At 59.6% G+C, this 26,896-nt stretch carries 26 protein-coding genes and 6 tRNA genes; 2 read left to right on the top strand and 30 right to left on the bottom strand.

Annotated features, from left to right (window positions below; all coding sequences use genetic code 11):
• Positions 1-58: 58 nt before the first annotated feature.
• Complete coding sequence (locus tag ABHU32_RS03870) at positions 59-1,297, bottom strand: sensor histidine kinase (RefSeq protein ID WP_346979019.1); 1,239 nt, start codon at positions 1,295-1,297, stop codon at positions 59-61.
• 26 nt (positions 1,298-1,323) lie between these two features.
• A complete protein-coding gene (locus tag ABHU32_RS03865; protein ID WP_195362018.1) occupies positions 1,324-2,019 on the bottom strand; it encodes a response regulator transcription factor in 696 nt (231 codons plus the stop codon).
• A gap of 197 nt (positions 2,020-2,216) precedes the next feature.
• Between ABHU32_RS03865 and ABHU32_RS03860 the strand changes: the two genes are divergently transcribed.
• Positions 2,217-3,557 (top strand): D-alanyl-D-alanine carboxypeptidase family protein, encoded by a 1,341-nt coding sequence (locus ABHU32_RS03860; protein ID WP_346979018.1) that lies wholly within the window; start codon positions 2,217-2,219, stop codon positions 3,555-3,557.
• Positions 3,558-3,691: 134 nt separating this feature from the next.
• Here the strand turns inward: ABHU32_RS03860 and ABHU32_RS03855 are convergent.
• From ABHU32_RS03855 to serS, 7 genes are all read right to left on the bottom strand, one after another.
• Positions 3,692-3,782: transfer RNA gene (locus ABHU32_RS03855), tRNA-Ser, on the bottom strand.
• Between the two features lie 92 nt (positions 3,783-3,874).
• Positions 3,875-6,316, bottom strand: a complete 2,442-nt coding sequence (locus ABHU32_RS03850) for a tetratricopeptide repeat protein (RefSeq protein WP_346979017.1) — start codon at positions 6,314-6,316, stop codon at positions 3,875-3,877.
• Between the two features lie 363 nt (positions 6,317-6,679).
• Positions 6,680-6,756, bottom strand: a tRNA-Arg gene (locus tag ABHU32_RS03845).
• Positions 6,757-7,102: 346 nt separating this feature from the next.
• Positions 7,103-7,179 (bottom strand) — tRNA-Arg (locus ABHU32_RS03840).
• Between the two features lie 354 nt (positions 7,180-7,533).
• Positions 7,534-7,610, bottom strand: a tRNA-Arg gene (locus tag ABHU32_RS03835).
• 77 nt (positions 7,611-7,687) lie between these two features.
• The gene (locus tag ABHU32_RS03830) at positions 7,688-8,065 is read right to left on the bottom strand and encodes a hypothetical protein (RefSeq protein WP_346979016.1); all 378 of its coding nucleotides are present in this window, start codon (positions 8,063-8,065) and stop codon (positions 7,688-7,690) included.
• Between the two features lie 173 nt (positions 8,066-8,238).
• On the bottom strand, positions 8,239-9,522 hold the full coding sequence (gene serS / locus ABHU32_RS03825) for a serine--tRNA ligase (protein WP_152074052.1): 1,284 nt from the start codon (positions 9,520-9,522) through the stop codon (positions 8,239-8,241).
• A gap of 111 nt (positions 9,523-9,633) precedes the next feature.
• Between serS and ABHU32_RS03820 the strand changes: the two genes are divergently transcribed.
• Positions 9,634-9,807: a DUF6724 family protein gene (locus ABHU32_RS03820; protein ID WP_171025133.1), complete on the top strand. Its 174-nt coding sequence runs from the start codon at positions 9,634-9,636 to the stop codon at positions 9,805-9,807.
• A 158-nt stretch (positions 9,808-9,965) separates the two neighbouring features.
• Here ABHU32_RS03820 and proC read toward each other — a convergent pair whose 3' ends face one another.
• The 21 genes from proC to ABHU32_RS03715 form a co-directional block, all read right to left on the bottom strand.
• On the bottom strand, positions 9,966-10,736 hold the full coding sequence (gene proC / locus ABHU32_RS03815) for a pyrroline-5-carboxylate reductase (RefSeq protein ID WP_118080820.1): 771 nt from the start codon (positions 10,734-10,736) through the stop codon (positions 9,966-9,968).
• Between the two features lie 73 nt (positions 10,737-10,809).
• Positions 10,810-11,280 carry a 23S rRNA (pseudouridine(1915)-N(3))-methyltransferase RlmH gene (gene rlmH, locus ABHU32_RS03810; RefSeq protein WP_117839810.1) on the bottom strand — a complete coding sequence of 157 codons (471 nt, stop codon included), beginning with the start codon at positions 11,278-11,280 and terminating at the stop codon, positions 10,810-10,812.
• 6 nt (positions 11,281-11,286) lie between these two features.
• The gene (locus ABHU32_RS03805; RefSeq protein WP_195443981.1) at positions 11,287-12,225 is read right to left on the bottom strand and encodes an SPFH domain-containing protein; all 939 of its coding nucleotides are present in this window, start codon (positions 12,223-12,225) and stop codon (positions 11,287-11,289) included.
• A 472-nt stretch (positions 12,226-12,697) separates the two neighbouring features.
• A tRNA-Leu gene (locus ABHU32_RS03800) sits at positions 12,698-12,784 on the bottom strand.
• Between the two features lie 43 nt (positions 12,785-12,827).
• Entirely contained in the window at positions 12,828-13,745 is a 918-nt protein-coding gene (locus tag ABHU32_RS03795) for a TatD family hydrolase (RefSeq protein WP_195445755.1), read from the bottom strand.
• Positions 13,735-14,595: a 16S rRNA (adenine(1518)-N(6)/adenine(1519)-N(6))-dimethyltransferase RsmA gene (gene rsmA, locus ABHU32_RS03790; RefSeq protein ID WP_117848153.1), complete on the bottom strand. Its 861-nt coding sequence runs from the start codon at positions 14,593-14,595 to the stop codon at positions 13,735-13,737. The genes ABHU32_RS03795 and rsmA overlap by 11 nt, the downstream gene beginning before the upstream one ends.
• 107 nt (positions 14,596-14,702) lie before the next feature.
• Positions 14,703-16,304, bottom strand: coding sequence for a methionine--tRNA ligase (gene metG / locus ABHU32_RS03785; RefSeq protein WP_117848154.1), 1,602 nt, complete (start codon positions 16,302-16,304; stop codon positions 14,703-14,705).
• Between the two features lie 69 nt (positions 16,305-16,373).
• On the bottom strand, positions 16,374-17,252 hold the full coding sequence (rsmI, locus tag ABHU32_RS03780; RefSeq protein ID WP_346979014.1) for a 16S rRNA (cytidine(1402)-2'-O)-methyltransferase: 879 nt from the start codon (positions 17,250-17,252) through the stop codon (positions 16,374-16,376).
• A gap of 6 nt (positions 17,253-17,258) precedes the next feature.
• Entirely contained in the window at positions 17,259-18,320 is a 1,062-nt protein-coding gene (locus tag ABHU32_RS03775; protein ID WP_118256686.1) for a glycoside hydrolase family 5 protein, read from the bottom strand.
• A gap of 483 nt (positions 18,321-18,803) precedes the next feature.
• Positions 18,804-18,876, bottom strand: a tRNA-Phe gene (locus ABHU32_RS03770).
• Between the two features lie 123 nt (positions 18,877-18,999).
• Positions 19,000-19,287: an ATP-binding protein gene (locus tag ABHU32_RS03765; RefSeq protein ID WP_199575474.1), complete on the bottom strand. Its 288-nt coding sequence runs from the start codon at positions 19,285-19,287 to the stop codon at positions 19,000-19,002.
• A 321-nt stretch (positions 19,288-19,608) separates the two neighbouring features.
• Complete coding sequence (locus ABHU32_RS03760; RefSeq protein ID WP_346979013.1) at positions 19,609-19,968, bottom strand: DUF192 domain-containing protein; 360 nt, start codon at positions 19,966-19,968, stop codon at positions 19,609-19,611.
• The gene (locus ABHU32_RS03755; protein ID WP_195919506.1) at positions 19,965-20,441 is read right to left on the bottom strand and encodes a TadE/TadG family type IV pilus assembly protein; all 477 of its coding nucleotides are present in this window, start codon (positions 20,439-20,441) and stop codon (positions 19,965-19,967) included. The genes ABHU32_RS03760 and ABHU32_RS03755 overlap by 4 nt, the downstream gene beginning before the upstream one ends.
• Positions 20,441-22,501 (bottom strand): hypothetical protein, encoded by a 2,061-nt coding sequence (locus tag ABHU32_RS03750; RefSeq protein WP_055285911.1) that lies wholly within the window; start codon positions 22,499-22,501, stop codon positions 20,441-20,443. Before ABHU32_RS03750 ends, ABHU32_RS03755 begins: the two co-directional genes overlap by 1 nt.
• A gap of 64 nt (positions 22,502-22,565) precedes the next feature.
• Positions 22,566-23,102, bottom strand: a complete 537-nt coding sequence (locus tag ABHU32_RS03745; RefSeq protein WP_082421851.1) for a TadE/TadG family type IV pilus assembly protein — start codon at positions 23,100-23,102, stop codon at positions 22,566-22,568.
• Positions 23,038-23,256, bottom strand: coding sequence for a hypothetical protein (locus ABHU32_RS03740; RefSeq protein ID WP_055285909.1), 219 nt, complete (start codon positions 23,254-23,256; stop codon positions 23,038-23,040). The genes ABHU32_RS03745 and ABHU32_RS03740 overlap by 65 nt, the downstream gene beginning before the upstream one ends.
• Position 23,257: 1 nt before the next feature.
• A complete protein-coding gene (locus ABHU32_RS03735; protein ID WP_346979011.1) occupies positions 23,258-23,821 on the bottom strand; it encodes a hypothetical protein in 564 nt (187 codons plus the stop codon).
• Entirely contained in the window at positions 23,785-24,018 is a 234-nt protein-coding gene (locus tag ABHU32_RS03730) for a hypothetical protein (protein WP_006235091.1), read from the bottom strand. The genes ABHU32_RS03735 and ABHU32_RS03730 overlap by 37 nt, the downstream gene beginning before the upstream one ends.
• Positions 24,019-24,028: 10 nt before the next feature.
• Positions 24,029-24,670, bottom strand: coding sequence for a type II secretion system F family protein (locus ABHU32_RS03725; protein WP_346979010.1), 642 nt, complete (start codon positions 24,668-24,670; stop codon positions 24,029-24,031).
• Complete coding sequence (locus ABHU32_RS03720) at positions 24,667-25,515, bottom strand: type II secretion system F family protein (RefSeq protein ID WP_346979009.1); 849 nt, start codon at positions 25,513-25,515, stop codon at positions 24,667-24,669. Before ABHU32_RS03720 ends, ABHU32_RS03725 begins: the two co-directional genes overlap by 4 nt.
• A 50-nt stretch (positions 25,516-25,565) precedes the next feature.
• Positions 25,566-26,894 carry a TadA family conjugal transfer-associated ATPase gene (locus tag ABHU32_RS03715; RefSeq protein WP_346979008.1) on the bottom strand — a complete coding sequence of 443 codons (1,329 nt, stop codon included), beginning with the start codon at positions 26,892-26,894 and terminating at the stop codon, positions 25,566-25,568.
• Between the last annotated feature and the right edge of the window lie 2 nt (positions 26,895-26,896).

Genomic DNA, 26,896 nt, shown 5'->3' with positions numbered 1-26,896 from the left:
GAAATCGCGGCTCATATGCACGTGAGCGCATTGTCAAGTGTTTGTAAGGGCACGCTGGCTATGCGGCGGGCAGCTCGATGGTGAATATCGTGTGTTCGGGCGTCGATTCACATGCAACGGTACCGCCGTGTGCCGCGATGATCTCCTTGGCGATGGCAAGCCCCAGTCCAGCGCCGCCGCGATTGGTCGCACGCGCCGCATCCAGGCGATAGAACTTCTCAAAGATCACCTTGAGCTTAGCCGCAGGGATAGGATCGCCCTGATTGATAAAGCGCACGCGCACGCTGCCATCGTCTTGGCGCCCGGCCTCGATCGTGATAGTCGAGCCCTCATAGCTATAGGCGACGGCGTTTTTCATGATGTTGTTGAACACGCGAGCCATCTTGTCGCCATCCACGAGCACCGTCAGGTCCTCGCGAATATCAACTTGGGCTTCCTTATGCTGCTCGTTGAGGATGGGATAGAACTCGTCAGCCACCTGAGCCAGCAGCAACCCCAGATCAACATAGCCGCGCGTGAGCACGATATCGTGGAAGTCAAAGCGCGTGATATCGAAGAACTCTTCGATGAGTGCATCGAGCCGGTACGCCTTGTCGAGAGCCACGCCCGTAAAGTGCGCACGTTGCTCAACCGGCAGCTCAGGAGCCTCTTGCAGCAGCGAAAGATAGCCCACCACACTGGCAAGCGGGGTGCGTAGGTCATGTGCCAAGTACGTGACCAAATCGTCCTTGCGATGCGACTCGTCACGCAGAGCTTGCTGCACCTTGCGCTCACGGTCACGCACGCGGTTAAGGGCGCCCTCGACCTCCAAGAAGTCGCCGTCAATGTTGTCCCAGGTGTCGGGGTGATCGATCAGGCGATCTTGAATACGAGCGGCCAGCACACAATCGGCATGCTGCTCGCCCTGTTCGTAGCCCTGGTAGTACAGGGCGCGGCCGCACAAGAACAGCACGCACGCGGCAAGCGCCAGCACAAAGCCAAGCATGTTGAATACAAAGCCGGCATCGAACAGCACCGGCCCTTCGATGCCGCCGAGCGCCATGGCGCCAATCGCCAACGTCATGGCCCACGCGGCGCCGCCAATCACCATGCAGCGGCGCACGATCTCAAATCGATCGATCAGCAAAAAGCCGACAAGCAGCACCGCCAAGATTCCAGCGATGTTATCAATGCCAATCAGCAGCAGGCTCAGCAAAAAGAGCAGCACCGTTGCAAGCGCGCGGTTGTCGACGACCGACCTCACGTATTCAAAGAGTCGATCGGGCACCTCGAACGCTTGTCTATCGTCTTTTGTCATATCAAGATCCTCACAAGCGAAAAGCGTTATTCGATTATGTAGCCGACGCCCCAGACGTTTTTGATAAAGCGCGGCTTTTGTGCGTCGTCGCCAATCTTTTCGCGCAAGTGGCGAATGTGCACCATCACCGTATTGTTGGAGCCGGGCATAAAATCCTCGTTCCACACCGCACGGAACAGGTCCTCCACGGCCACCACGCTGCCGCGATGCTCGACCAGATACAGCAAGATTGAATACTCGGTGGGTGTGAGGCGTACCGGTGCACCGTCCACCGTCACGGAACGAGCGTCGCGGTTGATCTCCAAGCCGTCGAGCTGAATGGTCGGCGACTCGGCCGCCTGTGCACGGCTACCGTAGCTGGTGTAGCGGCGAAGCTGAGCGTGCACGCGCGCGACGAGCTCCAGCGGACGAAACGGCTTAACCACGTAATCGTCCGCGCCAAGCGAAAGGCCCTCGATCTTGTCTTGCTGGGCATCGCGCGCCGTCAGCATGATCACAGGATAGGTATGGCTGGAACGGATCGTACGCAGCAGCTCAAACCCATCGATATCGGGCAGCATGACATCCAGCAGCGCCAGATCGAACTCCTGCTCCAAGATTGCCTTGGCAGCATCGGCCCCGCTATAGGCAATCTGGACGTCAAAGCCTTCTTTTGTAAGGTAGATGCCCACTAGGTCGGCAATGGCCTTCTCGTCATCAACTACCAGTATGCGCTCGTTCATGCGTGCTCCTCTCGCGCTCCATTATGCCCGAGGGGGCGCCCGTCACACACAACAAGCGTGGGTGATTAAGTCGGCCTTAAGCACCCTTGTGCCCGTTCGGGCGCGGATGTGGGCCACGCACGCACGCGATGATCGCCGACGCCGGCAAACGATATACTCTAGTTTCAGAAGAGACCATCCCGTCGAAAGCGAAATCCGTGAAGTCCCTCACCTCTTTTGCAAAGCGCTCAGCCCAGCTTGCCGCCGGCTTTGTCTGCGCTATCGCCCTTGCCGCTGGCGTGCCCACCGTCGCCGGCGCCCAAGTGCTCACGACCGACAATGTTTGCGGCAAAACCGCCGATGTGCGCGGTATCACGGCCGAAAACCTGCCCGATATCGATGCGACCAATGCCCTCGTCATGGGCAAAGACGGCACCGTCTACTATGCCCGCGACGCCGATGAGCAGGTCAAGATTGCCTCGATCACCAAGGTCATGACCGCAATCCTAACCGTCGAGAATTGCAAGATGGACGAGAAGGTCACAGTGAGCAACGCCGCGGCCACCGTGGGTAATTCGACCGCCGGCTTGCTCGAAGGCGACGAGCTTACCGTGGAGCAGGCACTGCGCGGCCTGATGATTCCCTCGGGCAACGACGCCGCCATCGTGCTCGCCGAATATGTGGGCAAGAAGATCGACCCCAAGACCAAAGACGCCGAGGCCACATTTGTGAAGGCCATGAACGAGCGCGCTAAGAAGCTCGGCTGTACCGGTACGCTTTTTGAAAACCCGCATGGTCTGGACTTTGATGAGTGGGCTGGCAATATGCACTCAACCGCACACGACGTAGCGCTGATGATGCAGGAGGCCATGAAAAACGACACGATCCGCGAGGTCGTAGCGAGCGAGGATTCCTGGATCGAGGTCACGGGCGCCGACGGCACCGACCATTCGCATTCCATGGACACGCATAACTATTTGCTGGGCCAAGATGGCAACATCGGTGGCAAGACCGGCACCACCGACGATGCAGGCTATTGCTTTACGAGTGCCTACAACCGCGATGGTGACGAGATCTACACCGTCGTTTTGAACTCCACCACCACCGACCAGCGCTTTACCGATACCGCAACCCTTGCCAATTGGTACTACGGTCACAAGGTGACGGTCGCGATCGCCAACACGCAGGAAAAGACCGCCAACGGCAACCCGCTTATGGCGCGCATTGGCCAAACCGACTGGACGGATAAGACGATCGACGCCACACTCGCCGATCCTACGGCGCAAGCGACCGTGTTTTCCCTTGCCGGCGAGGTGACCGAAAAGGTTAGCCACGACGATCTTTCGGGCACGGTGCATGTGGGCGACAAGGTGGGCAGCGTTACGCTCAAGCAGGACGGCACCAAGATCGCCGTCATGGACCTGGTTGCCGACGAGGAAGGGGCAGGGCCGAATCCCATTGAGTGGCTCCTTGTGAAGCTCGACCGCCTGGGCCGCCGCATCGACAACCGCCCACTCACGGCAGAAAGCGAGACCGTAGCCAAGGCACCCGAGGTGTAGGGCCGGAGCGATATCACATCGAACCAAATGAGGCGTCCAACGAGGCGCCTCATTTTTTTGAGGGTTCGAATCCCCAGCGCCCTTTCTCGATAATAAAAAAGGGCCCCCGATGGGACCCTTCTTTAAAGTTAAACTGGCGGAGAGCTGGGGATTCGAACCCCAGATGCCCTTTTGGGGCATACTCGCTTAGCAGGCGAGCACCTTCGGCCTCTCGGTCAGCTCTCCGTAACAGCCGTTCTATAGTAACCAAACAGCCAAGGATGGGCAAGAGGAAATTTTCTAATTGCCTAGCATCCTTTCCTCCTTGGAGGCTTCGCCTACCCCAGCGAGCGGTTGAGGGAGCCGAGCTCGTCGTTGCCCATGGTGCGCCACATTTGGAAGATGCAACCGCGTGCCAGGAAAAAGAAGCCGTTGTCGACCAGTTGAACAGCGGCATCTGCAAGCTGATTCGTCACGGCGGACACTGGCGGCAGCTCGAGTCCAGCCTTGCGGATGGTCTCGACCGCCTCCTCGAACGTCGGAGGCTCGCTGACGCCCATCTCATTCATAAGGCCCTGCATTTCTTCCAGCGCACTACTGCCCGATTCCTCACCGCGCGGCACCAGACGGTAACAAGCCAGCGCTAGGTCGAGCTGATCGCAATTCCAATAGGCAAACGCCAAGCGATAGAACAGGTAGCCGATTGCAGAACGATCGCTGGCAATACGTAGGCCGTGGCGCGCCACCTCGATAATCTCGTCAAAGCGCTCCAGACGCGCAAGCACGTTGATGAGCGCAAAGTGCGATTGCATGGACGAGCGTGCCAGATCGTAAAGATGGCGCACCTCGGGCAGTGCTCGTTCAAAGTCCTCTTGCTCGGCGTAAAAGCTGCAGATCTCGTGCTGGGCAAAGTACAGTGCATCGGGCGCACGAAGGATTCGCACAGAGCGGTCTTCTTCCAACACCGGTAGCACCATGCGCACCAGCTGGTTATCGCAAAACTGCGTTTGAACCGGACCTGTCGCCAAAAGCTCGGCGACGGCGCACTTAGCCTCCAACTCCTCAACAAGACGGGAAAAGCCTTCAAAAGCACCTGTACGGTCGACTTTTGCCTGCTCGCGCAATTCAACAACACGGGCCACGTATGGGTCGTCGTCCTCTTCCATGACCTCCAACTCGTCAGCCGTATCGGCAAGCAGCAAATCGCGCAGCGCCGGTGGAAGCGTGCGATGGTCATCACGCGGACGAACATGAACCTCCGCAGGTTCAATCGTCTCCGGAGCAGTTGACTCATGCGCCTCAAGTACACGCTTGCACGGCATATCGTCCATGTCCATGCTCTCAAGATCCTTGGCGACAGGCACGCAATCGGCCAGATAGGCCGCGCGCCCAAAGAAATACGTTGCGACAACGCGCTCGCCCTGCTCACTGTCGGGAGCAGCAATCTGCACATAGCAGCGCGTGATGCAGGTGCCCGCGGCAAAACACGCTGCCGCAAGCGTGAGTGCCACGCGCGCATCGTGTTCCGCGGCCCAGACCGCGCGCGTGTCCTCGTCCAGCTCGCGCCAGGCGTCATCTTGAGCGTCGTATTCACGTTGCGGCATGGCATCCACGACAGACTGCCCAAACCGAACGAGCATAATCCCCTCGGCAACGTTTGCCCGATAGGTATAGTCGAGCCGTGTGACAACGTTAAGTGCCTCGACGATACGCGCGAAGCGGGTACGCACATCCCACTCACCGCCCGGCTGGCAAGCCACCGTACCCGGTTTGCCCCACGGGTTATCGCTCGAGGCCGTATCGAGCAGTCGGGGAACATCGTTGGTCGTCTTGGCGATATGCCACGAATCAAAGAGCGCGCAGCCCTCAAGGCTCGGCGAGGATGCCGCAGGGACCAATCCGGCCCCGATGCGCTCAAGGATGCCGGAGAGGCGGTTGAGACGGCACTCGATGGCAAGCAGCATGTCAATCTCGTCCTGGTCCAGCAAGCTACGATCAAAATTGAGATAAAACAGCTTTGACCGGTCGATGCGCGCCAGGCTCATTTCGGACTTGGCGGCAATGGTGCGCAGACGGGGCAAGTCAATTTCGCTCATAAGGGTGGCGGCATAGCGCTCGATACCGCTCGGATTCTCGGCATGGTCAACGCGGTAAAGCAGCGTCTCGATAGCATCGGGGAGCGGTGACGTGTTAAAGCCCAAAAACACCTCGACCGGCTCGGGCAGCTTTACGAGCTTTATTTTGTCGACAACGTTTTGCATACCCTCGTCGAGTCCGCCGGCGTCCGCCGTGTTCACAATAGCGCTTTCGGAGTTGGCAAATATCACGTAGCGCAAGAACATCGAGGCCATGAACTCGCCGTAAGGAAGGGCGCGGGTCGAATTCCATGTCTCGTGGTCGGACTGCTCGCGCATGGGGCCTTCGGGAGAACCGACAGTTTGCGCACATGCGTGCATTGCACCGCTGACTTCCCTTACCATAATCTCACCAATACTGGAATCCGACTCGTCAAGGACCAGTTCCATGTCGGGATCGTTGGGCAGCGGAGCCTCGCTGACGGGGCGGTCCACCTTGTACACCTCACCCGAAACGCTTACGTAGCCCAAAAGCGCCACATGACTTTTGCCAACGAATTCGACGACATAACAAGATTCATGCTGGTCCTCGCCAAAGAGTTTCCAGACCACGCCATATGAGCGTCCCGCAGGCTGCTCGGGCATCGCCGGAAAGCGCTTTTTGGGATCGAGAAACCTGAGCTTGTATGTCGGACGCTCTGCCACGAAATATCACCCTGATCGGCCGTCTAAAGAAAGAGCGCGCCACGGGCTCACCGAGGCGCATACTCGAAATCTTACACGAGTCGATGAGAAATAGTCCCCTTTGACCGAGGTTCGAATCCATGCGGTGTTTACGTAAAAGAAAAGCCCCCGTCGCCGGAGGCTTTCAATTTCAATTGGTGCGGCGTATAGGATTCCGCGCATCCGCTGCGCGGATCCGCACCGGCTTCGCCCGCCTGCCGGCGCGCTCGCCCGCGGGCTAAAACGCTCCGCGTTTTCTTCACGCCCGCGCCTCGACCGAGGTTCGAATCCATGCAGTGTTTACGTAAAAGAAAAGCCCCCGTTGCCGGGAGCTTTAATCTCAAATGGTGCGGCGTATAGGATTCGAACCTATGACGTTCTGATTCGTAGTCAGACCCTCTATCCAGCTGAGGTAACGCCGCGACTTGTTGATTATTATGCACATGGACTGAATAATCGTCAAGCGTTTTTCAAAAAAAGTTATTGAATTTGATTTTTACTCATTTTAATCACTTGATGCGATCTTCGACGCATCGCGATATAAAAAAGCCCCCGTTTCCGGAGGCTTAAAACTCAGTTGGTGCGGCGTATAGGATTCCGCGCATCCGCTGCGCGGATCCGCACCGGCTTCGCCCGCCTGCCGGCGGACTCGCCCGCTCGCTAAAAACGCTCCGCGTTTTCTTGACGCTCGCGCCTCGAACGAGGTTCGAATCTCCGCAATGCCCCCGTAAAGGAAAAGCCCCCGTTGCCGGAGGCTTAAAACTCAGTTGGTGCGGCGTATAGGATTCGAACCTATGACGTTCTGATTCGTAGTCAGACCCTCTATCCAGCTGAGGTAACGCCGCAACGCACGGATTATTATGCACGTGACCCCTCGATGGGTCAAGCGACAATTTGGAAAAATTTTACGAAGTAATGATTAAGATGCTCGCGCCTCGACCGAGGTTCGAATCCATGCGGTGTTGCCATAAAAGAAAAGCCCCCGTTGCCGGAGGCTTTCGATTTCGATTGGTGCGGCGTATAGGATTCCGCGCATCCGCTGCGCGGATCCGCACCGGCTTCGCCCGCCTGCCGGCGTGCTCGCCCGCGGGCTAAAACGCTCCGCGTTTTCTTTACGCCCGCGCCTCGACCGAGGTTCGAATCCATGCAGTGCCGACGTAAAAGAAAAGCCCCCGTTGCCGGAGGCTTTCGATTTCAATTGGTGCGGCGTATAGGATTCGAACCTATGACGTTCTGATTCGTAGTCAGACCCTCTATCCAGCTGAGGTAACGCCGCAGCGCAAGACATATAAAACCACTTTAGCTTATTGGAGTCAAGCACAATCTCAAACTTTTTTGTGGAACGCAGTTTTGTCACGCTGCTCCGCATATACCGCCGTTCCCCGTACGATCGATTGGCTTTTCGATCACGTCGAACTTAGCATCAAGTTCCCTCAGGAGCGATCTCACCCGCTGGGCACAATCATAATCGGCAAACGAGATGCTCAGCATGCGCGCGACCTGGTTGGAAGTCCCAACTCCATAGAAGTGCTCCAGCGCCACAAGTCCCTCGTGCGTCACAAAGGTCTCGACCACATGCGGCGACTCCTCAAAGCACCATTGGGTCAACGGACCCTCACTCGTCTGCCGAAGCACCAGGCCACCCATGCCAGACGGCTCACACGTTACAAGCAGGTACTCCCCGCCCTCGTCGCTCTCAAACAAAACCACCCGATTATCAAACAGCTCCATCGCGTCCCCTTTCTCTCGCTCTTATTTAGCAAAAGCATAGCAGGTAGATGGCTGTATACAGAACAGTTGTTCGTGTGTTTTCTATTGAGCTGTCCGCACGGCATGGTATGGACCTACGCACGAAATAGGGCGCCCCCGAAGGAGCGCCCTTGCATATCCCCTATGCAGGCAAGTTACGCGACCGGCTCGATCTTCTCGAGGCCGCCCATGTAAGGACGCAGAACCTCGGGAATCGTGATGGTGCCGTCGGCGTTCTGGTAGTTCTCCAGAATGGCGGCCATGGTGCGGCCGGCCGGCAGGCCGGAACCATTGAGGGTGTGCAGGTAGCGCGAACCCTTGAAGTTCTCGGGGTCGCGATACTTGATGTTGGCGCGGCGAGCCTGGAAGTCACCGCAGTTGGAGCAGGAGCTGATCTCCTTGTAGGCGTTGTAGCTCGGCAGCCAAACCTCGACGTCGTAGGTCTGACGGGCAGAGAAGCCCAAGTCGCCGGTGCACAGGCTAATCACGCGATACGGAAGGCCCAGCTGCTGCAGCAGGTACTCGGCCTCGGCGGTCATGCTCTCGAGCTCCTCGTCAGACTCCTCCGGCTTAGCGAACTTGACCATCTCGACCTTGTCGAACTCGTGCTGACGGATGATGCCGCGGGTGTCGCGACCGGCGGAACCGGCCTCCTCGCGGAAGCAGGGGGTGAAGGCGGTGTAGCGGCGCGGCAGGGTGTCGGCATCGAGGACCTCGCCGGCGTGCAGGTTGGTAAGCACGACCTCGGCGGTGGGGATCAGGAAGTTGTCGCCCGAGACGTGATAGGCGTCGTCCTCGAACTTGGGCAGCTGGCCCGTGCCAAACATGGTCTGACGCTTGACGACGATAGGCGGCCACCACTCCTTGAAGCCACGGCTGGTGTGCGTATCGAGGAAGAAGTTGATGAGGGCACGCTCCAGGCGGGCACCGGCGCCACCGAGAACGGTGAAACGGCTGCCGGAGAGCTTGTTGCCGCGCTCGAAGTCGAGGATGTCCAGATCGGTGCCCAGATCCCAGTGCGGCTTAAAGTCGAAGTCGAACTCGCGCGGGGTGCCCCAGCGGCGACGCTCGATGTTCTCGTCCTCGTCCTTGCCGTACGGCGTGGCCTCGCAAGGAATGTTGGGCAGGTGAGCCATGAAGTCGTACTGCTCCTGCTCGAGGGCAGTACGACGCTCGGCCAGACCGTCAATCTTCTCGTTGACGGCGCGCACGGCCTCCTTGGCGGCCTCGGCCTCGTCCTTCTTGCCCTCCTTCATCAGGGCGCCGATCTTCTTGGACTCGGCATTGCGCGTAGCCTGGAGCTCCTCGACCTCGGTGATGACGGCACGGCGCTCGTCGTCGAGCTCAAAGAACTTCTCGCGATCCCAAGACGTCTGGCGGTTAGCCATGGCGGTATCGATGGCATCGGGGTTCTCGCGAACAAACTTGATATCAAGCATTAGATCCTCCGGCGATATACATTCCATTTAGGTTGCAACCTTGTACATGTATGGGCAAGTATATACTTATGAGCGTTTACGACCCAACCCAACTACGCAAGAAGGCACCCAATGGACGCAGTTTTTTCCTTTTTGTTTGGCACCCGCACCGGTTTTGCCATCCTTTTCGCCGGCGGCATCCTACTGTTTGCGATTCTTGCCTTTGTAATGGAGAAGCGCACCCATAAGATGTATGTCGACCGTGGCCCCAAGTCCGAGGACGAAGAAGACGGCTTCTGGGACTAGCCTGCCAAAAAGAGACAGGCTTATTTTGGTCGGTTTTATCTGGGCAAACGCAAGCGCCCCGCAACTGGAATTGAGCCAGTTGCGGGGCGCTTTTCGTACATGCAACAAAACCGCAGGAAAAAACCTGCCAAAATAAACCTGTCCCTAAATGGCGGGTTTTACTGGAGGGTGGCGTCGATGGCCTTGACCAGAGCGCTGCGCATGCCGGCGTCCTCGAGCGCGACGACGCCCTTGATGGTGGCGCCACCGGGTGAGCATACGGCATCCTTCATCGCCGCAGGATGCTGGCCAGTCGCAAGCTGTAGCTTTGCCGTGCCCAGCACCATCTGGCTCACAATGCGATAGGCATCGGCGCGCGGGATACCGTGCTTGACGGCCGCGTCGCCCAAGGCCTCAATCGCCATGGCGACAAATGCCGGTGCGCAACCGCCCACGGTACCGCCCACAAACAGCAGACTCGAATCGAGCTCGACGACGGTGCCAAGCTTTCCGAGCAGACCGAGCACCGTGGCACGCTGCTCATCGCTAAGCGTGGAAGCCTTCTCGCAGGCGATAACGCCCTCGCCCACCGAAACCGGTGTGTTGGGCACCGTCGAGATGTGTGCGACACCCGGCAGGACCTGCTCCCACTTGGCGCTATCCCAGGTCCAGGCGACCGAAAGGACAACCTTGTCGGCAAGGGTTTCTTTGAGCGGAGCGAAGACCTTCTCAATCATGTATGGCTTGACCGCAGCAACCACGATATCGGATGCGGCGACAACCTCCGCCGCATCACGACAGGCAACCATCCCACGTGCCTCACAACGCTCGACCAAGGCGTCGTAGTGGCCCGCGCAGGCGCACATATCGCTCGCAGCCACACCGGCGGCGATCCAGCCATCGGCCATAGCGCTCGCCATATTGCCAAAACCGACAAATCCGATCTTCATATCTCATAGTCCTCTCAGACACGCTCTTCAAAACGAAGGCTATTGTCCCACGGCATTGTTTCGTATTGCCGACCTATTTGTGATACGGCTCGCCACGGCTGATCTTGCAGGCGCGGTAGATTTGCTCCAGCAGCACCACGCGCGCCAAGTTGTGCGGCAAGGTAATACGTCCAAAGCTGAGCATCTCGTCGGCTCGTGTGCGCACGTCATCGCTCACGCCGTCCGATCCACCAATCACAAAGGCGATGTCGCTGTTACCACGCAGCATAAGATCGTCGAGCCGCGCCGAAAGCTCCTCGCTCGAGCGCTCTTTGCCCTCAATGGCAAGCAGGATCACATGCGCTCGAGGCGGCAGGGCTGCGAGAATCGCCGCACCCTCCTTGTCGCGTGCGGCATCCACGCCGCCCGCCTTAGCCGGGTCGATATCGGCCACCTCGCGGATATCCACCTTGGCATAGGCACCTAGGCGCTTGGTGTACTCAGCGCACGCGTCCTTCCAAAAGCGCTCCTTGAGCTTACCGACGCAAACGACGGTGTATTTCACGCGCGTCTACTCCTTCGAATCGTTTTGAACTTTGCTGGCGGTCAGCATCTGCTCGAACATCGAGGCCGACTGCGAGAAATCGCTCGGCAGTACGACCGTCGATGTTTTACCCGTGCGAGCGAACTCTGTCATCATCTCGGACCACTGCGTAAACATGAACAGCTGGTTGGCCTCGTCGTTACCGACACCCGTCTCCTGGATGATCTCGAGCGAATCCTTGATGCCCAGCGCGATGGCCTTGCGCTGGTTGGCGATGCCTTCGCCCGCCTTTTCCATCGCCTCGGCCTCGGCGGTCGCCTCGGTGACGCGCTTGATGCGGTCGGCCTCGGCGAGCTCCTGCGCAGCAGCGCGCTTTCGCTGGGCAGCATTGATGTCGTTCATGGAGTTCTCGACCTCGGTCGGCAGCGCGATCTTGGTGATGAGTGTCGACACGAGGGTAAAGCCGTAGGCAGCCATCTGCTCGGACACGGTGGCATTAACGTCCTTGGCGATGTCATCCTTCTTGGCAAAGACCTCATCGAGCGTATAGACAGGGATGGAAGAGCGCAGGGCGTCGGTGATGAAATCACGCATCTGGTCGACGGGCTCCTGCAGCATGTAGTAGCTCTTGTAGATGCCCGAATCTGCCGGGCCGGCGCCCATGTCATAGCTCACGTGGTACTGAGCAGAGACCTCAAGGCCGATGGTCACGTTGTCCTGGGTCTTAACGTCGATGCCAAAACCGTTTTTCATGGTGCGCAGACTCACCGTGGCGGCCTTGCGGTCGATCACGGGCACCTTCATGTGGAAGCCCGCGTTGACGATGCGGTTAAACTTGCCCAGACGCTCGATGATCACGGCATGCTGCTGTTCAACGACATAGCAGGCGTTGGGGAGCAGCAGCAACAAAATGATGATGGGAAGTAGGAAGCTCGTAAGAGCAGCGATAATACCGGACAACAGCATGGTCTCTCCTCTGATAGGCACACGTTGGCACTAGGATACCCATCTCAGACCCTCACACGATCCCGACGAGAGGAGCCGTGGACAAAAAAGTCCAAATATGAGTACTGCTACCAGTTTAGTAACAGCGTTTTAAAGACCAAAACGCACTGTTGGACCAAGATTCCTTTCAAATTGACTCAGTTCAGCTCAAGGCAGTGTTAAGTTAGCAAACATTTGTTGCGTAAATAGTGCAATGATCACCTTTGAAAATGTGATTCATTTAGTGACAGTACTCATATTTGACATTTTTGCCCCACAGGAAGCTTCGCTATACGAGGACCCTATGTCACATCTGTCAATTCGCCTGCCAGCGGACTCGCCAGCTCGCTAAAAACGCTCCGCGTTTTCTTTGCGCTCGCTCCTTCACAGGTTCAAGTCCCCGTGATGGGCCCATAACAAAAAAGCTCCCATTGCTGGGAGCTCTTTCAATCAATGGTGCGGGCGAAAGGACTTGAACCTTCATGGGGTTGCCCCCATACGGACCTGAACCGTACGCGTCTGCCAATTCCGCCACGCCCGCGTGCAGGAATTAGAATAACGGAGCGCTACCGCGAACGCAAGAACTATTTTTGAAAAAGTTTGCAGGCATTTTCCCAAGCTGCTCGCGCGATTGCCTCAGCATCCTCGCCGGTACGATCGACACGGTCGTTGACCAGCGTGTTTGCCGTGATAGAAATCATTGCCGGCTCGCACTCAAGACCACGAATGGGCTCCGGTGCCATATACGGGCAATCCGTCTCGAACAAAATGCGATCGAGCGGGGTCGCCGCAAATGCCTCGCGCACGTCGTCGTTGCGCTTAAAGGTGGCCGCGCCGCCATAGGCGATATAGCAGCCCAAACCCACAAAGCGCTCCATCGTAGCTCGATCCTCGCCAAAGCAGTGCAGCACGCAACCGGCCTGAGGCACGCCTACCTCGCGCAGCACGTTGTACGCATCAACGTGCGAAGTGCGCTCCCCATCCGAGTCCTCGTGCCGCAGGTGCAGCTCCACCGGCACATTGCGGCGCACGGCAACTTCGAGCTGACGTGCCATGCAATCAATCTGCACACTGTGGGGCGCCGGCGCGATGTCGTCGTCGTAATCCATGTGATAGTCCAGACCGATCTCGCCGATGCCAACGCACAAAGGGTCATCAAGCGCAGCAACAACCTGTGCGTGAATGTCGTCGGTATAATCCGGCGCGCCATAGGGGTGAACGCCAACGAGATACTTGATCTGCGGAATATCCCGCATCGGCAGAATTTCGCGCACGAGCCAGTCGCTATAGTCCGTCACGCTGCGCTTGTCGGCGATGGGGTCGAGCATCGTCACCAACAGATCGACGCCCGCGGCTTTGGCGCGCACGAGCGTTTCGGGCACTTCTTTGCCCCAAAACGAAAGCAGATGCGCATGCGTGTCGGCAAGCGGTGCCAAGGGCACGGGGCAGGCAACAGTCTTCTTTTTCTTGGTAAACGTCACGCGTTCGGCATTAAGCGTCATGGATTAGCTCCTGGGCCAGGCGGACAAAGTCAGCAACATCAAGCGTCTCGGCGCGCGTGGTGGGTGAGATACCGCAAGCCTCAAAGGCGGCATCGAGCACGTCCTTGGCAAAGCCGTTGGCGCTCATGGAATTGCGGATGGTCTTGCGACGCTGAGCAAATGCGGCGTCAATCACGCGGGCCACAAACTCGCGGTCGAGTCCTTCGGGCACCACGCCGTCAACACGGTCGATACGCACGACGGCCGAGTCCACGTGCGGTGCCGGCATAAAGCAACGCGGCGGCACCTCAAAGCGACCCGTCACCTGCGCATACAGGCCGAGCTTTGCCGTATAGCCGCCATAGGTCTTATTGCCCGGCACTGCGGCAATGCGATCGGCAACCTCCTTTTGAACCATGACGACGGCGCGCTTGAGCGCGGGCATCGTCTGGAAGAACTGCAGGATGATCGTCGCCGCCACGTTATAGGGCAGGTTCGCGACAAATACCGTCGGCTCACCGCCCGCAACCTGCTCAATCTGCTCCGGCGTCACCCTGAGCGCGTCGCCCATGATAAAGCGGAAGTTGGCGTAGTCAGCGGCATGGGCATCGAGCACCGGCTCGAGCTCGGGGTCGGCCTCGATCGACGTGACGCACGCCGCCTCCTGCAGCAGCGCAAGCGTGAGCGTACCAACGCCCGGACCGACCTCGAGCACGCGCTCATCGCCCGCAAGCTCGGAAAGCTCGCAAATGCGCTCAATTACATGGTTGTCGATCAGGAAGTTCTGGCCCAGGCGATGCTTGGTCGCAAGGCCAAACTCCTCCAGCAGCTCCCTTGTTGCCGTGGGGTTTGCCAAAGGCGAAGTTGTCATAGTTGCCTCCTTAGCATGGTGGCGGCGTCTTGAAACAAAAGGGCATGGACCGTTGCGGCCATGCCCTTACATCTAAACAGCAAATTGCCGATATGGCGCGCGGCGGCTTAGCCCAGACGCGGGAACAGCGGCTCGCCCTTCTCAACGGGCTGACCACCGGCAAGCAAGCCCCAAGCGCAAATGCCCTTGAGGTCGTCGCTCGCGGCCTCGTCCTCGCACGACAGGCGGCGCAGGGCCTCGGCAGAAGTCTGGGGCATGAGCGGCATCAGCAGGTGAGCGGCAATGCGGATAGCCTCGAGCAGGTTGTAGATCACAAATGCCAGCTCGTCAGCCTTGGTCTCGTCCTTGGCAAGCGCCCAGGGCTCGGAGTCCTCGATGTAGTGGTTGGCGGCATGGATGAGCTCCATGACCTCGTCCTTAGCTCCACCGTAATCGAGCACGTCCATCTTGGCCATGTAGCGCTCGACCAGGCCATCGGCGATCTTTGCCAGCGGGTTTTCGAACGCATCGAACGACGCGGGCTTGGCGGGCGCGCAACCGTCAAAGTACTTGCCGCTCATGTTGAGCGAACGCGAGATAAGGTTGCCCCAGCTGTTGGCCAGGTCGGCGTTGTAGACCTGCTCCATGCGATCGAAGCTGATGGCACCGTCGGTGCCGGGGACGACGTCGGTCATGAAGTAATAGCGATAGCCCTCGACGCCCAGCATGTCGATAACGTCCTGCGGAGCGATGGCGTTGCCGCGGCTCTTGGACATCTTCTCGGCCTTGCCGGTCTCGGCATTGCGCACGGTCAGGAAGCCGTGGGCAAAGACGTGCTCGGGCAGGGCCTCACCAATGGCCATGAGCATGGCGGGCCAAATGACGCAGTGGAAGCGGATGATGTCCTTACCCACGATGTGGAACTGTGCGGGCCAGCGATAGGCCAGCTCGGCACGGGCCTCGTCGGTGTCGACACCGTAGCCGACGGCCGTCATATAGTTGAGCAGTGCATCGAACCACACATACGTCACGTGGCCCTCGTCAAACGGGACCTGAATGCCCCAGTCGAAGCTCGTGCGGCTCACGGATAGGTCGTTAAGGCCGCCCTCGACAAAGCTGCGAACCTCGTTCATGCGGAACGCAGGCTCGACAAAGTCGGGGTGCTCGTCATAGAGCTTGAGCAGCTTGTCCTGGAAGGCGGAAAGCTTAAAGAAGTAGGACTCCTCCTGCACGCGCTCAAGCGGACGGTGGCAGTCGGGGCACAGGTGCTGGCCGACGCTGCCGTACTCCTCGTCGCCCTTCTGGACCTGCGTATCGGTGAAGTAGGTCTCATCAGGCACGCAATACCAGCCGTCGTAGCTGCCCTTATACAGGTAACCGGACTCCTTCATGCGCTCCCACAGGTACTGCACGGCATGATGCTGGCGCGGCTCGGTGGTGCGGATGAAGTCGTCGTTGGAAATCTCGAGCTTGCTCCAAAGCTCCTTGAAGTGCGGGGCCTGGCTGTCGGTCCACTCCTGCGGCGTCATGCCATGCTTGGCTGCGGCCTCGGCGACCTTCTCGCCGTGCTCGTCCATGCCGGTCAGGAACTTGACGTTATAGCCGGCGGAGCGACGATAACGGGCCTGAACGTCGGCGATGATGGTGGAATAAGCCGTGCCCAGGTGCGGATCGGCGTTGACGTAGTAGATGGGCGTCGTGATAAAGAACGAAGGCTTGCTTTGATCCATGGGGTTTGTCCTCCAGAAAAACGTTGCATACAGAGGATGATTCTAGCGCAAGGGCTGGATATCCTCCATCTATTGCATATCGAGCACCATGGCATAGACATCGCGCTTGCGGCGCGAATACTTCTGAGACAGGCGCTTGGCCACCGCAGACGCGGGCTCTCCCTCCTCGAGCGCGGCGCGGATATCCTCGCGCAGGGCCTCGTCGGGATCCGCTGCCGCTGCGCCAACCGGCACGATACCGGCCTCCTCGTCCTCGCTCGGCGGCGCGATGACCAGCGCAATCTCGCCCTTTACCTCGCCGCGAGCACGCAGCTCCTCGGCGAGCTGGGCGGCGGGCCCGCGCAAGACTTCCTCGTGCAGCTTGGTGAGCTCGCGGCAGACGGCAACCTCACGCTGGGGAAAGACCTCCACCACGGCCTCGAGCGTCGCCACGATGCGATGTGGAGACTCGTAGAAGATGAGCGCGCCGGGCACCACGGCAAGGCGCTGCAAACGGCGCACACGGTCGCCGTGCTTTCGACCCAAAAAGCCCTCGAAGAAAAAATGCTCGCAGGAAATGCCGGACGAAACGAGCGCCGTGACGCAAGCAGAGGGCCCGGGAATAACTTCGACGGGCACATCGGCCTCACGCGCCGCCTCGACCAGCGCCTGGCCGGGATCGGACACGCTCGGCATGCCGGCGTCCGAGGCAAAGGCGAGGGTCTCCCCCGTCAGCAGACGGTCGACCAGGCCGGCGGCGCGGCTGGCGATCACATTCTCGTCGCAACGGACAAGCGGCTTGGAAATGCCCAGGTGCATCAGCAGCTTTGACGTCACGCGCGTGTCTTCGCAGCAGATGACATCGGCAGCGGCAAAGGTCTCGCCAACGCGCGGGGACAGGTCGCCCAGGTTGCCGATGGGCGTGCCGACCACATAGAGTTTGCCCGTATGGGCGCTGTTTTGCGTCATATCAACCTATTCAATCATGCCGCGCTCGAGCGTACCGAGCGCCGCGCGGGCGTCCCATGCTGCAATGCGCTTCTCGGTCTTCCACGTTTGGAAGAACCAACCGGCAGCCGGCGCAAACGAAGCCAGCTGATTGGCGATAAACACGCGCTCGTAGGCATTGCGGCCCTCGGGCGTAACCGACGAGTTGGCAAAGATCGCCGCGCCCGACCATTCGCCCACCAGCACGGGGAACCCAGTCGAAATCGCTTCTTTAAGCTCGCGCTTGTTACGCGAAATCGCCGTCGTCAGCCCGCGGGGGCTCGTGATGTCGAGCGCATGCTCGTCGCGGTAATGGTACAGGTGAAGGTCCATGTAGACGTTCTTGTACTTGGCGCCGCGCATAAAATGCTTCCACTCGCTGGGATGCCCCGACGACGAGAAGACGACGATCTTATCCTCGGGCATATACGAACGGACGAGCTCATAGGCGTCGCGATAGAAGTTGCGCAGGTAGTGCGCCGGAATGCCATCCGTCATGGTGAAGAGGCTCTTGCGGACACTCATCTGCGGCGTATCCAGCAGCTCAATACCCAGCAGGCTCTCGGCCTCGCCGTAGCGATCGGCCAAGCGCTCGAGCACGTCGAGTGCGACATGACGACCGTTGGTGGACGAATGCCACTCGGCAACAGCCTCTGGCGTGGCGGGCGAATCGTTGGAATCGCCCTGGCCACCGGGCACAGTTGCCAGATCGAGCAGCACGCGGATGTCGTACTTGGCAGCCCACTCAATCGCGCGGTCGATGTAATCGACAACCGAGATGTAGGAGGCATCGGACTCCTGTGAGCCAAAGGCATACCAAGGCACCGGCAGGCGCACGGCGTTGAGGCCGATCTGCGCCATGCGACGGAAATCATCCTCGCTCACAAACGTCTCGTAATGACGGCGCATGCGCTCGTTATAGGCGGCGGTGCCCATGGCCTCCTGCAGCTCGGCCGCGTTGGATGCACCGGTCGCCGCGTATAGCGACGGGGTCACCCAAGGCTCGGGAATAAACCAGCCAGAGAGATTAACGCCGAGTATCCTCTCCATCACTGCCCCCTTTTGAATCATACGGGCTAAGCCCGCATCGCTCTTGCATGACATATCTATCGATTTGAGTATACCCGCGCATGCAGACAGGCGACCGAACGGTCTACAAAGTGGCGCAAAAGTGGGAGGAATGTCTGGGACAGGTGGGCACGAGCTGGTGCGCCGAGATGTGCGCGCACATCGGAAGTAAGCGCCGGAAAGCGCATCCCGTTTTTCGCAAAAGACTGGGATGCATTTTCCGTTCGAGGCCTCAATCGGAAAATGTATCCCGTTCTGAGCGCGGGATCTGGGACGCAGTTTCCGCCAAAGACCGCAAAAGGAAAGCACATCCCATTCTGACGCCGGATTCCGGGTCGCGCTTTCCCAAGCGGCCTCAAAGCGGAAAACGCATCCCACTCTGAAGCCAAATTCCGAGACGCAATTTCCGCAGAGCCCTCGATAAAAGAAAAGGACCCCTTTGCAGAGGTCCTAGTCAATTCAAGGTGGCGGGGAAGGGAATCGAACCCCTGACACGAGGATTTTCAGTCCTCTGCTCTACCAACTGAGCTACCCAGCCATTTGAGGTGTGCCTTGTTTCAAGGCCTGATTAGTATAACCAAGGACGCGTTCCGGTCAACCGAGAATTTTAAAAAAGTTTTTGAGCACAGCCTCGGTTCTATAAATCGGCACGTCAGAGGCATCAGCCGGCAGCAAGAAGTTTTTCGCTCAGAGCCGCACGGGCAAACTCACTTGGCGTCATCCCCTCGGCAGCCGCCCGTCGACGAATGGCCTCCTTCATTCCCAGAGGAATCTTGACCGACAGCGTTGCCGTCCCCTCACCTGAGAGCGGGGGCCGTCCATGCACGATCCCACCAACGGTGTGTTCGCCATCCGGAAACTCTCCGCGCTCGTACGACTCGCACCACGCGTCAATCATTTCATCCGTTACAACCTGACCATTAGCGGCCGTATACGTCTTGCCCATCATCGACCCCTTTGCCGAGCTCGTTCAATCTCCTGCCAAAATTTCTTCTGGACTGGAGACAAGGCATGAATGATAAGCCGCCCACGGACAAGCTCGACCGCGACAAGCTCCACGCTTCGTCCGTCTGGGAGCCATCCAATCGCAAGCCATCTCGGCGGCTCGTCCTTCGACTCGCGACGAATGCACTCAGTAACCGCAAACCAAGCGCTAAGCACCTGCTTTTCCGTCAGGTGCTTTTTAGCGTTGGGATGGATCTCAACATCCATGCATCTTCTCCTCCATCTTACCCAATTTCGTATGACGAAAGTCCACCGTCGCCAATTCTTAAGCCGGCACGCGTTGGAGAGCAGGGGTCGAAACAATGATTGAAGGACGCTCTAGTACGGCCCAGGCGCCGGGGCAGGAGCACATACGCCATGGACGTACGTTTTCGTAGCATACGAGAACGTAGCCGCGTGCATCGATAAAGGCGATGTCGATGGGATAGGCCATAAAACACGTATGGACCGAAGAGCAGCGTGGAAACGCCATGACGAGCGGCAGGCCGTTGGCGGCAACCGGACGCCGTCCCAGCATGCCGCGCAGGCGCACGACAAACGACTCCGCCGCCACAAACTCGGCCGGCGTCCAACCCAGCCTATTGAGTGCCCGCGCGTAGGCGATGTAGGACGAGACCGCGGTCACATGACCACCCCCGGACGCCATGGATCGACCGTCACCGCACGCTCGTGCGACAACGTTGTCGGCGCCCCCAGCGGAACGCCAGCGATGCTGAGAGAAGTCGGCCACGGCTCATAGTGCATTGTGCAGGTGTAGGTCCTAAACGTACCGGATAGGGAGAGCAGGCCACCATCCGATGCCTTCGCGCCTTGCTCGCTCGACACTTCGATCTGTAAGTCATAGCCTTCCATGGCATTCAGAATTTGAGTCTGAACCGTCGCCGAGGCATCGGCAGAGCTTTCGTCGCCCTCCCCCTCCGACGCCACGGCATGCGCTAGCACGATGTCGGGCACCACGCGGTCGAAGCGCGCGACAGCGCTGGCAAAGATCATGACGTTGTACACGATGAGTGCCAGCACCAGCAAAACGGGCGTAACCACTGCCATCTCCACCGTCGCTTGGGCGCGCTCCTCGCGCAGACGCATGCGGATACTCATTACGACCCACCGCCCAGAGCGCCAACCAGCGTGGCGACATCGACGGTGAGCGGGATGGAGCCGCCGCCGGGCAGAGGAATCTCCGCAAGTGTGAACACCGTACCGCTAATGGTGCGTTCGACTTGATATTCCAACGCCTCGCAAAGCGCCTTGGGATCGGTCACGCCCAACGGAATACTTCGCAGTTTGTCTTGCGCTTGAGAGAGACCCGCAATGTCAGACCCCGGACTCTTAATGATATTGGCGGAATCGGTCAGCACCGGCTTTCGCAGGCGCAAGTCGCACGGTTCCAAACCCAGCGCCGCCACGGACGCCGAAACGGTATCGCCGAGCCACGATGCGATGGAGCCCAACGCGCCGCTGCCCCCTCCTAGGCCTTTAATCATCTCGTCCATAAGTTCGTCGGCTGAGCCTTGGATATCACCGTATCCCACGAGTAGCCGTCCCCAAACATCCATGACGCCGTCGAGCACGCCGGCAACGCCGCCCGAGCGTTCCTTCAATGTCGAGAAAAATCGCGAAAGCACGTTGTTTTGCGCCGTCGCCTCATCGGGCGCCAGCACCGCGGCAGAGATAGCACCGCGATCGCCAAGCCTGACTGCCGCGTTAAACGAGGAGTTAAGTTGATCGGGGCTGGTAATGTCGCCCGAAACTGCAAAGGCGACCACGCCGTTGCGGCCAGGTGGGGCGATACGCGGGCGCTCGCCGGAAAGCGCTTTAATGGCCTGGTCAAACGCATTGCCCGCACGGTCGGCCTCATCCTCGGTCTGACGCTCAAGTTCGAGTTCTTTGTTGCGGCATTCGACGTAGTCTTCCAGAGCCTCTTTGAACTTATCGAAGTGGTACTCGAAGCCCCTTTCGACAGAAGTCGTTGCAATCGCAACGTACCCTAAAGACGACACACCGAAATGGCATTCGCTACACGTTTCGTGACCGTCAAAATCTGCGACGGATGCCAGCCCACCCGGCTTTCCTTTTTTGTAATTTGGACAGTCAGTCCCATAATGCAAATAGGTAACTTTATCTACTTCACTCGTGGGCCAACGCGCATCGGTATAGAGTTCAGTCGTCCGCGCCTCATCTGGATTTCGCGGAAGGAAAGGGATGCGGGCGGAAACTTTGCCGTCCTTTTCAGTTATATATGCCCGCTCGACTTCTTCGCCCGCATAAGCGAAGAACACCTTTCGTGCAGCAGAATCTGCCTGTTTTTCCGGACCCTCGCCAAGCGGTTTCTCATTTGCCAGGCGCTGGCGATAGTAGGCCTTCGCGCGATCGAGCGCCACTTGCGGTTCCCACGTAACGCTCGAAGCGTAATGCGGATTTTGAGCACCAGAGAGATCCGTTAGACTTTTCACACGCTCCCACATGCAAGAACAGCTGCTGACCGAGCCCTTGTCAGACCCGCCACAATCCGCCAGCCAAGCGCGCTCTTTAGCCTTCGCCGTGTCCTCAGAAGCCTTCCGCAGCTCCTCGGCCGCACGCTCTAAATCATCTGATGTGTCTTTAATGGTATCGGTCGAGATCTCTGACCCTTTGAGCGCAGCGAAGTCCGACTCGGATGTCCTGGGCACGGCAAGCGCCGTACCGGTATAGGCCACACTATCGGTATCCTGCGCCGACACCGCCTGCGTGGCACGCGCGGCAATCAGATACGGCAGAGCCGTCTCGATTTTCTGCAAGCCTTCCGATGCGCTTTTGGCAAACTTGTTGCGCGTTTTAATGATCTCAATCCCGGTGTCGACCATATTGCCGGCAACTGGTTCGGCACCTGGGATGAGAATGGCAACCAGGCCCGTCCCGATTGTGGCAAACCCCGCTAGCCCCAGACTCAAGATGCTCGCATCAACCACCGTGGCAGCCGTGTGATAGGACGACACCACGTTGGCACCCGCCAGCGCGCCGCTATCGGCCGCCACCTGGGTATCCCCGGCACGCGACATGCTCCATATCGCCGCGGTCGACGAAAACAACAACGTGAGCACCACTAGGATGACCACGGCAGAAGAAAGCGTGGTGTAGGCACCGTCTTCGATAAACAGGTCGATACCGGCGCGGCCCATAAAGCCGCCTCGCTTGCGATGGCAGCTCGGACGGCGCGTCAAAACGCATCTAGACCAGAAACGCTTAATCCCATGCAGCAATCCACGAATCATAATCTCCCTCCAGCCATTCGGGACGCGATTGATACGAGACATCGACCTTGAGCTCAACGTAGCCGCCCTCGGCGGTACCACCCATAGCCTGCGCAAACGCACCGATCACAGGCAACGGCTTGACCTCGCCGGAAACGGACACGGACGAGACGCCACCCGCACCGGCCCGGCCAAGCTCGATATCCCACGACAACGGCCCGCCGGCATGAAAGATCGAAACGTTGGGCACTGCGGCAAGCCGGCGGCGGGTGAACTCCTTAAGATCGTCGTCCTCCGCCGTCGTCGTGGTCATGAGCCGCGCGGTCTCGGCAGCGGCAGACTCCATGACCGCGCGCGTATAGAGCAAACACACCGGTTGCAGTGCGAGAAGAATGAGCATCAGAAACGTCGGCAGCAAAAAAGCAGCCTCGACCGTAGACTGCGCCCGGTCCTCGCGCGCGATATCAATACAACGCGATGTCCTTAGCGCCCGCAGCGGCGTCGATAACCGACGTCGAGGCAACGCCATGGGATGCCGCCCGCTCAACCAGCGCCGCCAAGTGCCCATCGGTGCCAGCACGCCAAAGCCCCGCAATCGCCAGCACGATCGATAACAGCGCCACCGTGACGATGGCGTATTCGACCGTCGCCTGGGCAGATTCCTCGCGCAGGACGTCATGCATTTCACGACCCCTCCTTTGAGCTTATTGTTTGCGGGGCCAGGCGCACCGCGCGCAGACGACACGAAGCATCGCCAGTATCCGCGGCAACCGTCACCATATCGACCCAGCCGCGCCCATCGCGCACAATGGCGCCCCATACGTTACCCTTAATATCGAGATAGCCGCTCAGGGCGAGCTGAGCCGTTGGCACCTCGCGGTAGGCGCGTAACATATCCGCCGCTGCCTCGGTCATCGGTCGGTCCTCGGACCATGCAAGCCGGACCGCAATCGCGTTGTCCTCAGGTGAATCCGTCGCAGTGCCAGACCGCTTGTCGAGCGTCCGCAGAAAGGTTTGCGCCGTGACAGCGACATCCGAATCGTCCGCATCTCGCATCTCATCTTTTTGAGACGCCACCGCCGAATCTGAGCCCGAATCGAAGGCGGCCCCAGGACGCTGCTGCCGCGCGGCGTTTAGCCCCCAAACCGCCACTGCCACCGCCACAACCACACAGGCAAACACCAGCAGTGCGCCGACAGGCCGCCTACCCTCTACAGGCTGTTGATGCCCTCGCTGATAGCGTTCCATAGATCTTGGACCTTGCCCTTAAATGCGACAATGGCAATGATGGCGATCACCACGAGCACGCCGACCAAGATGGCGTATTCGGTGGTGCCCTGCGCACTCTCCTCCTGCAGCAGCTCCCCGGCATGCTGGCGAGCGCGAATTGACTGGCAAACAGCCCAGCTCCAGACCTTGCCAGCAACGTCAGTCATCGTGTTCATGTATTCCTCCCTACATCATCCCGCCTGCTCCCAACAGCGGGCCCAATATGGACAGAAGCAACGCCGGCAAGATGAGTGTGCCGGTGGGAATCAGCAGCTTGACGGGCGCACGCTCGATCTCGCGCTCGACCGCGGCGCGATGAGCCGCACGGATCTCGCGACTTTGAGCGGCCAGTGTCTCGGCAAGTGGGGCACCCAGAGCGAGCGCCTGCCCCACCGTGATGGCAAAGGTCTCGAGCGCTCGCACGTCCAGGTCGCGTGCGGCGGCCAACAACTCGTCCTCACGCGTGCCCACGCCCACCTGCCATGCCATGCAGGCCCGCTCAAGTCGAAGAGCCAGCACTGACCGGCGGTTGGCGCAGAAAATCTCAAGCGCCGCATCAAACGAAAGACCGGCCGAAAGACCCAAGCGCACAACATCGATCATCTCGGACACTTCGCCGAGCGATACTCGCGCCGGGCCGCCCGCTCCAACCGCGCCCTTCATTCGCGCGGTCAGAGCATCGACCACCGAGCGACCCGCGGCAGCGACCAGCACCGCCTCGCGCTTGCAGGCCTCTGCGATCTTGCGTGCATCCGCCCGATCCAAACCCGTCGCGACAAATGCACTCAGAGCGCACAGGCAAGCCGCAACTGCAACCAGGGCGCTCACAGCTCCACCCGCATAATGCGCCTGATAACCACCAGGGCAACGGCGTTGAGGGCAAGACCCAGCGCCACAGCGCCCGCGCCGGCAGGCGTCGCAAGACCGCGACGAAAATCTGCCGAAAGCAGCGCCAACACCGCGCACATGCCCGCCGGCATCGCCGCGACCATATGCGCAGACATGCGAGCCTGCGACGTCTTGACATCCAGGCGGCGCTTGAGCTCAATGCGCTCCCCCACCATGCTCGACGCCTCGGACAGTAAGTCGGCAAGCGGAGCACCGGTGCGCTGAGACACCTTAAGCGCCAAGGTCACAAGCGAAAGACCGGGGGCGTCGATGCGCACGAGCAAGTCATCGAGCGCGTCGGTCGCCGAGATGCCGCAATCGATTGCCGCCGCCACCCGCAAAAACTCGGTATGCACCGGTTCTTGCGCATGAGCGCCCACAAAGCGCATGCCCTGGGCCAGTGAATGTCCCGAGGCAAGCGACATGGAAAGTGCGGCAAACGCCTCGGGCATGGCCTCTTCTGCATCGTGTTGCTCGCGCCGGCTCTCAAAGCCATCCCGAGCGGCGCCAACGGCAAACGGAGCAACAAGTCCCAAGGCAAATCCGAGGGGCGATAACGACACCATCGTTAGCAAAACGCAGCAGACACCGCTCGATAGCAGCAGAAACGCCAAACGCCCCGAAGCATCCTCGATCGCGAGGCCAAGGCGACGCGCCGGAGCCAGCGATGCCCACGAACGGGCGATCTTTTTCAGCAGATCGTTTTCCACCAGCTCACGCGGCAGCTTCTCTGCCACCGTCTCGAGCGCCTGACGCGCCAGCTCCGCCGGCGGTACCTGCGGCACACGAGGTTCCGCCCCGCACGCCGTCGCAACAGAAAACCCTGCCAAACCCCCTACGACGAGGGGCACAGCGACCTCCATTCGTCCACCTCCTCTTGTGTGAGCGTCCCCGACCGCAGGCCTTCTGCGATAAACGGCGGCTCGCGGTCAAGCTTCCAGGTGCGCTCGGCGGCATCGAAAGTCACATAGCGCTCGAGCTCTACGCCGCCCGACGCGGCGCGACGCACCCCCGAATACGAGGAGACGAAACGCCTGCCATCGGCGTGGCGCTCGGACATCACGATGCCGTCGAGCGCCATGGCAATCTGCTCCTCGATGAGCTCGCTCGGCAGATCGATGCCATAACGTGCAAGCAACGTCAGACGCACCACGGTCTCCTGCTCGGAACCCGCATGAAGCGTGGTGAGCGACCCGTCGTGGCCCGTGTTCATGGCCTGCAACATGTCGCAGCACTCGGCACCGCGCACCTCGCCCACCACGATGCGGTCGGGGCGCATGCGCAGGGCATTGGTCACCAGGTCGCGGATCGTCACCGCGCCCTCGCCCTCAATTGAAGCCTCGCGCGCCTCTAGGCGCACCACGTGCGGATGATGCGCAAACTTGAGCTCAGCAGAGTCCTCGATCGTCACGATGCGCTCGCCGGTGGAGATCTCGCATGACAACGCGTTGAGCAGGGTGGTCTTACCAGATCCCGTGCCTCCCGCAACCGCCAGGTCCTGTCGCAGCGACACCGCGCACGACAGCAGCTGCGCATACCAAAGCGGCAGCGACCCCAGCCCCACAAGCTCGTCCAGCGAGCAGATACGGTCCGAGAACTTTCGGATGGTGAGAATCGGTCCGTCAATCGCCACAGGCGGAATCACCGCGTTGACGCGATAGCCCGTTTTGAGGCGGGCGTTGACGATGGGGCTGCGCTCGTCGATACGGCGGCCAAGTGGCGAGATGATGCGGTCGATAAGCACCCGGATCTGCTCATCATCCTCAAACGCATGCTCGATGGGGTACAAGACGCCGCCGCGTTCAAAGAAAGCCGAGCGGCAGCCGTTGATCATGATTTCGGTAACGGTGTCGTCCTCGATGAGCGGCTGCAACGGCCCCAAGCCCACCACGTCATCCAAAATCTCGTCGATGATGGTCTCGCGCTCGGGCGTCGCGAGATCGGTCGGCTCCTCAACATTGAGCGCCGCCTCCACCGCGGGACGCAATTCCGAGCGGGCAAGTACCGGGTCGACATAGGCGCTGATACGCGCCACTTCGTCGTAACCCATGCGGTCCATCACGGCGCGCTTAGTGCGTCGTTTCACCGCGCGGCGACGCCCCGCATCTACAGGCGCTGCCGCCGCTGCAGCGCCGGCAGTCTTAATCCTCGTTTGCAGGCTCATCG

This window comes from Collinsella aerofaciens (genome assembly GCF_039758965.1).
Lineage (GTDB): Bacteria > Actinomycetota > Coriobacteriia > Coriobacteriales > Coriobacteriaceae > Collinsella > Collinsella aerofaciens_BR.
This window is presented reverse-complemented; position numbering and strand designations above follow the sequence as displayed.